Source organism: Clavibacter sp. MX14-G9D, from assembly GCF_032917815.1.
In the GTDB taxonomy this organism is placed as follows: domain Bacteria; phylum Actinomycetota; class Actinomycetes; order Actinomycetales; family Microbacteriaceae; genus Clavibacter; species Clavibacter michiganensis_K.
In genome coordinates this window covers 1-6785 of the sequence record NZ_JAVCVL010000153.1, presented here as the reverse complement: position 1 = coordinate 6785, position 6785 = coordinate 1, and the positions used below count along the sequence as shown (strand labels likewise).

3 protein-coding genes and 1 pseudogene are annotated in these 6785 nt (G+C 73.3%); 2 read left to right on the top strand and 2 right to left on the bottom strand.

Translation table 11 applies throughout. The annotated features are described in order from the left end of the window. Together Q6969_RS11630 and Q6969_RS11625 are read left to right on the top strand one after the other, a co-directional pair. Window positions 1–1045, top strand: a pseudogene (locus Q6969_RS11630) (hypothetical protein); the annotation flags it as partial. Then, a complete protein-coding gene (locus tag Q6969_RS11625) occupies window positions 1042–2040 on the top strand; it encodes a tetratricopeptide repeat protein (RefSeq protein WP_317230585.1) in 999 nt (332 codons plus the stop codon). The pseudogene Q6969_RS11630 and the gene Q6969_RS11625, both read left to right, overlap by 4 nt. Before the next feature lie 72 nt (window positions 2041–2112). Here Q6969_RS11625 and glgB read toward each other — a convergent pair whose 3' ends face one another. Both glgB and Q6969_RS11615 read right to left on the bottom strand, forming a co-directional pair. Then, window positions 2113–4692: a 1,4-alpha-glucan branching protein GlgB gene (glgB, locus tag Q6969_RS11620; protein ID WP_317230584.1), complete on the bottom strand. Its 2580-nt coding sequence runs from the start codon at window positions 4690–4692 to the stop codon at window positions 2113–2115. Next, the coding region (locus tag Q6969_RS11615) for an alpha-1,4-glucan--maltose-1-phosphate maltosyltransferase (protein ID WP_317230583.1) at window positions 4689–6785 on the bottom strand (2097 nt) is incomplete at its 5' end. The genes Q6969_RS11615 and glgB, both read right to left, overlap by 4 nt.

Genomic DNA, 6785 nt, shown 5'->3' with positions numbered 1-6785 from the left:
GCTGCCCGTCCTCGTCGTCACCGGCCTCGCGCTCGGCGGCTGCACCGCCCAGGGGGCGCCCGCCGACCTCGCCGCGGGCGTCGGGTCGACCGCGACCCCCACGCCGTCGTCGTCGCTCGACGCCGCGCGCGAGGCGGAGGACGCCGACCCGCCCGTCGTGACCGAGGACCAGGCGGAGCGCATCGTCTCCCGCGTCGCCGAGGTCGCCGCCACCGCCGACGAGTCCCTCGACGCCGCGACCCTCGCTCCGCGGTTCGCCGGTCCCGCGCTCCAGGAGCGCACCTCCGACTACCAGGTGCGGAAGGCCGAGCCGGACATCCAGGCGGTCCCGGCCATCCCCGCGGGGGACCTGCAGCTGACGCTCCCGCAGGCGACGCTGACCTGGCCGCGGACGATCGCCGCCGTCGTCAAGGACCCCGACGCCGACGACGCGCCCACCCTCTCCCTGACGCTCGTGCAGGACAGCCCGCGGGAGAACTACCGCGTCGTCTACGCCATGCCCGTCAGCACCACGGCCGCGCTCCCGGACGTCGCCCCCGCCGCCATCGGCGCGGCCCGCCTGGCCGCGGACGTGAAGCTGCTCGCCCTCCAGCCCGACCAGCTGTCCGAGGCGTACGCGGACGTGCTGAACAACGGGGACGGCAGCCAGTACGCCGACCTGTTCGACGCCACGGACGACGGCGTGCGGGCGCAGGACGCCAAGCGGAAGGTCGACTTTCCGGCCTCCATCGGCGAGACCGGCACCGTCGAGTTCGCCGCGACGGCCGACACGGCGACGCCCGTCGCGATGTCGACGGTTGAGTCCGGCGCCCTCGTGAGCGTGACCGTGCAGCTCGGGATCGTGGCGAAGCCCACGACGGAGGGCGCGAAGGTCAACGCCAACCCCGAGGTCCAGGCGATCACGGGCCTCACCGACTCGGCCAAGGGCTTCGACACCGTCCGCACGGCGCAGATGCTCATGTACGTGCCGCCCGTGAACTCGGGCGAGAAGATCCGCCTGTACGCCTCCAGCACCCACATCACCTCGGCCAAGGAGCTCCCATGACGAACGTGCCCCCCTCCGCCGCGAGCCTCCGCGGCGCCGTCGACCTGTCCTCGCTCGTGAACCGCGCGCCCGCCGCGGCTCCGGGCGGTGCCGCGCCCGCCGCGGCGCCGGCGTCGCCCGGAGCGCCGTCGGGTGCGCCCGGTGCGCCCGGCACGCCGCAGACGGTCGACGTCCCCGGCCTCGTGCTCGCGGCCGACGACGCCACCTTCACCCAGTTCCTCGACATCTCCTCGGTCGTCCCGGTCATCGTCGAGCTCGTCTCCACGGGGCTGGCGTCCAGCCGGGAGCTGTCGCCCGTGCTGGAGCGCGTCGTCACCGAGCAGGGCGGCCGGGTCCTCCTCGTCCGCATCGACGTGGACCAGAGCCCGCAGCTCGGGCAGGCGTTCCAGGCGCAGACCGTGCCGACCGTGGCCGCGCTCATCGGCGGGCGCCCCGTCGGCCTGTTCGCGGGCGTGATCCCCGAGGACCAGGTGCGCGACGTCATCCAGCAGGTGCTGGAGCTCGCGCAGCAGAACGGCGTGACGGGGACCGCCACGGCGCCCGGCGGATCCGACGTGCCCGCCGCTCCGGTCGAGGAGCCGCTGCCGCCGCACCACGCCGAGGCCTACGCCCACATCGAACAGGGGGACTACGCGGCCGCCGCGGCCGAGTACCGCACCGCGATCGCGCAGAACCCCCGCGACGCCCTCGCGGTCGCGGGTCTCGCGCAGGTCAGCCTCCTCCACCGCCTCGACGGCACGACCGCCGAGGAGATCCGCGCGGCGGCGGCCGCCGCGCCGGCGGACGTCGACGCGCAGCTCCTCGTCGCCGACCTCGATCTGTCGGGCGGGCACGTCGAGGACGCGTTCGACCGGCTCCTGGAGCTGTTCCCGTCCCTCGACGCCGACGGTCGCGAGGCGGTGCGCCAGCGGCTCCTGGAGCACTTCGAGGTCGTCGGGCTCGACGACCCGCGGGTCGCCGTCGCCCGCCGCCGCCTGACGCGCCTGCTGTACTGACGCGCCTGCTGCCCGCACGACGACGGCGCCGCACCCCCGAGGGGATGCGGCGCCGTCGTCGTGCGGGGCGGGTCAGACCGTGGGCACCGGCGGGGTGCCGTCGTCCGAGGCTGGCGCGTCGTCCGTCGCGGACAGCGCCTCGACGGGCGGCCGCTCGTCGGAGGACTGCGGCAGCACGGCCGCGTCCTCGACGCCGCCGAAGGGCGTGCCGTCGGCGCGCGACTCGTCGGCGTCCGGCGCCGCGTGCGCGGGCGCCGCGACGGCCACGAGGTCGGCCGGGTCCTGGCGCAGGCGCAGCCAGAGTCCCGCGAGCGGCGGGAGCGTGAGCTCCGCCGACGCCGGGCGTCCGTGCCAGCCGTCGTCGCCCGCGTGCACGGCACCGAGGTTCCCGACGCCGGACCCGCCGAACTGCTCCGCGTCCGTGTTGAGGATCTCCTCCCACACGCCCGCCTGCGGCAGTCCCAGCCGGTAGCCGGAGATCGGCGCACCCGAGAAGTTGTGCACCACGGCGACCTGGTTGCCCTCGCGGTCGCGGCGGAGGAACGCGAGGACGTTGCGCTGCGCGTCGCCCGCGTCGATCCACTCGAAGCCCGCCGGGTCGTTGTCGAGCGCCCAGAGCGCGGGCGTGTCGACGTAGGTGCGGTTGAGCGAGCCCACGAGGTCGAAGAGGGCGCGGTGGACGGGCTGGTCGAGGATCCACCAGTCGAGCCCGCGCTCCTCGCTCCACTCGGACGGCTGCCCGAACTCCTGGCCCATGAACAGCAGCTGCTTGCCCGGGTGCGACCACATGAAGGACAGGTAGGCGCGCACGTTGGCGAGCTTCTGCCAGTGGTCGCCCGGCATCTTGCCGAACAGCGAGCCCTTCCCGTGCACGACCTCGTCGTGGCTGATCGGGAGGAGGAAGTTCTCGGTGTACGCGTAGACCATCGAGAACGTGATCTGGCCGTGGTGGTAGGCGCGGTACATGGGGTCGACGGCCGAGTAGTCGAGCGTGTCGTGCATCCAGCCCATGTTCCACTTGAGCCCGAAGCCGAGGCCGCCGTCGCTCGTGGGGCGCGTGACGCCCGGGAAGCTGGTGGACTCCTCGGCGATCATGACGACGCCCGGGTGGGTGCGGTACGCGGTGGCGTTCACCTCCTGGAGGAAGCTGATGGCCTCGAGGTTCTCGCGACCGCCGTGCACGTTGGGGAGCCACTGGCCCTCCTCGCGCGAGTAGTCGAGGTACAGCATCGACGCCACGGCATCGACCCGGAGTCCGTCGACGTGGAACTCCTCGAACCAGTACAGCGCGTTCGCGACGAGGAAGTTGCGGACCTGCGAGTGGCCGAAGTCGAAGACGAGGGTGCCCCAGTCCTGCTGCTCGCCCCGACGCGGGTCGGTGTGCTCGTAGAGCGGCTGGCCGTCGAACTGCGCGAGCGCGAACGCGTCCTTCGGGAAGTGGGCCGGGACCCAGTCCACGATGACGCCGATGCCCGCCTGGTGCAGGGTGTCGATGAGGTGCTTGAGGTCGTCCGGGCTGCCGAAGCGCGACGTGGGCGCGTAGTAGCCGGACACCTGGTAGCCCCAGGACCCGCCGAACGGGTGCTCCGCGAGGGGCAGGAACTCCACGTGCGTGTAGGCGAGCTCCTGCAGGTACGCGACGAGCTCCCCGGCGACCTCGCGGTAGCCGAGGCCGGGACGCCAGGACCCGAGGTGCATCTCGTACACGCTCATGGGGGACTCGTGCGGATCGCGCGCCGCGCGCTGCTCGAGCCAGGCGGCGTCGTCCCAGCGGTACTCGCTGGTCTCGACGCGCGACGCGGTGGCGGGCGGGACCTCGGTCATGCGGGCCATGGGGTCCGCCTTCTCGATCCAGTGGCCCGCCTGCGTCAGGATCTCGAACTTGTACGAGACGCCGGGCTCGACGCCCGGGACGAAGAGCTCCCACACGCCGTTGCCGTCGAGGCGGCGCATGGCGTGCTGGACGCCGTCCCACCCGTTGAACCCGCCGATGACGCGGACGGCGCGGGCGTGCGGCGCCCACACGGCGAACGCGACGCCGACGTAGGTGCGGGCGACGCCCCAGTGCTCGCGGTGCTGGGCGCCGAGGACGTCCCAGAGGCGCTCGTGCCGGCCCTCGCCGAACAGGTACAGGTCCAGGTCACCGACCGTGGGGAGGAAGCGGTACGGGTCGTCGGAGGTCCACGTGCCGCCGTCGGAGTAGCGCGCCTCGACCTCGTAGTCCTGGAGGCCGAGCGCGTGCGCGCCCTGCCAGACGCCGTGCCCGAGGTGCGCGAGCTCGACGCGGTCACCGCCGGCGAGGAGCACGGCGACGCCCTCGGCGAGGGGCCGGAGGGCGCGGACCACGACGAGGTCGTCGCCCACGGGGTGCTGGCCGAGGACGGAGTGCGGTCCGGAGTGGACGCCCTCGGCGACGGCGCGCAGGTCGTGGTCGGCCACCTCGGGGAGGGGGGCCGCGTAGGAGCCGGATCCGGAGGGCGCGCCGGCCGATGCCGCGGCGGTGGCCGCGTCGTGGTCGACCGTGACGTCCGCGCCGCGCGCGGGGTCGGCCTCGGCGGCCGGCGGCACGACGACGTCGGCGCCGTCCCGCGGGGCCGGGGCGCTCTCGTCGCGGGGGTCCTGCTGGGGGGTGGTGTCGGTCATGTCCGTCATCCCTTCGATGCGGTCGGGTGGACCCGGAGCACGTGCACGGGGTGCGTGAACGCGTCGAGCCGGACGAAGTTGGAGGTCGACCAGGTGTAGACGTCGCCCGTGAGGAGGTCCTCGACGTCGAACACGGCGTCCTCCGCGAGGCCGAAGCGCGTCGGGTCGAGGAAGACCTGCGTCTCCCGCGCCGAGTGCGGGTCGACGTTGGCGACCACGATGACCGTGTCGGCCTCGCCGGTGCCCGTGTGCTCGGCCGCGAGGTGCTTGGAGTACACGAGGATCGAGTCGTCGTCGCTCCAGTGGACGTCGAGGTTCCGCAGCTGGCGGAGCGCGGGGTGCGCGCGGCGGATCTCGTTGAGGCGCGTGATCTCCGCCGCGATGGAGCCGCCGAGCTCCTCCTGGCGCGCCCAGTCGCGGGGCTTGAACTCGTACTTCTCGTTGTCGATGTTCTCCTCGGCGCCGGGGCGCGCGACGTTCTCGATCAGCTCGTAGCCGGAGTAGATGCCCCACGACGGCGACGAGGTCGCCGCGATGGCCGCGCGGATGCGGTACGCGGCCCGCCCGCCGAACTGCAGGTACGGCGTGAGGATGTCGTGCGTGTTCGCGAAGAAGTTCGGGCGCAGGTAGTCGCTCGTCTCGTGGCTGACCTCGGTGAGGTACTCCTCGAGCTCCTTCTTCGTGTTCCGCCAGGTGAAGTACGTGTACGACTGCTGGAAGCCGATCTTGGCGAGGGTGCGCATCATCGCGGGACGCGTGAAGGCCTCGCTGAGGAAGATCGCGTCGGGCTCGTCGCGCATCACCTGGTGGATGAGGCGCTCCCAGAACACGAGCGGCTTGGTGTGCGGGTTGTCGACGCGGAAGATCTTGACGCCGAGGCCGAGCCACACCCGCATGACGCGGAGCATCTCCCGGTACGACCCCTCCGGGTCGTTGTCGAAGTTCAGGGGGTAGATGTCCTGGTACTTCTTCGGCGGGTTCTCCGCGAAGGCGATCGAGCCGTCGGGCAGCGTCGTGAACAGCTCCGGGTGCGTCGTGACCCACGGGTGGTCGGGGGAGGCCTGCAGCGCGATGTCGATCGCGAGCTCCATGCCATGCGCCGCGACCGCGTCGACGAACGCGCGGAAGTCGTCCGCCGTGCCGAGCTCGGGGTGGATGCTGTCGTGCCCGCCGTCCTCGGAGCCGATGCCGTAGGGCGAGCCCGGGTCGTGCGGTCCCGCCGTGAGGGTGTTGTTCGGGCCCTTGCGGTTCGTGCGGCCGATGGGGTGCACCGGCGGGATGTAGACCACGTCGAAGCCCATGTCGCGGATCGCCGGGAGGCGGTCGGCCGCGGTCCGGAAGGTCCCGCTCGTCCAGGAGCCGTCCGCGTGCTGGACGGCGCCCTCGGATCGGGGGAAGAACTCGTACCAGGACCCGACGGCGGCGCGCTCGCGCTCCACCACGATCGTCCGCTCGGGGGAGAGGGTCACGAGGCTGCGGACCGGCACGCGGTCGATGGCGGCGTGCACGGCGGGCGAGGTGGCGGCGGCGAGGCGCTCCTCGGCCGTGCGGCCGGTGTCGGCGAGGCCGGCGAGCGCGTCGCGGAGGACGCCCTGGTCCTCGGGCGTGCGGGCGTCGTCCGCCGCGGCGCGCTCGAGGAGCTCGGCGCCGAGCGCGAGCATGACGTCGACGTCCAGGCCCGCGGGGACCTTGATCTCGGCGTTGTGCAGCCAGGTGCCGTAGTCGTCCGACCAGGCGCTCACGCGCCACGTCCAGACGCCCTGGGACTCGAGCTGCGCGCGGGTGGTCCATCGGTCGAGGCCCGGCTTCGCGGCGTCGAGGGACATGCGGTGCGCGGTCGTCCGCCCGGCGGGGTCGGTGAGCTCGACGTCGGCGCCGATGAGGTCGTGGCCCTCGCGGAAGATCGTCGCGCCGAAGGGGACGACGTCGTGGACGAAGGACTTGGCGGGCCAGAGGTCGTCCTCGATCTGCGGGGTGAGCGACAGGATCGGGATGCGGCCGATGACGGGGACGTAGTCGTCCTCGGCGGGCTCGGGGGCCGTCGGCTCGGGCGCGGTCGCGGCGGCGGCCGGCTCGGAGCGCGGCGCGGCGTCGGGCGCGGG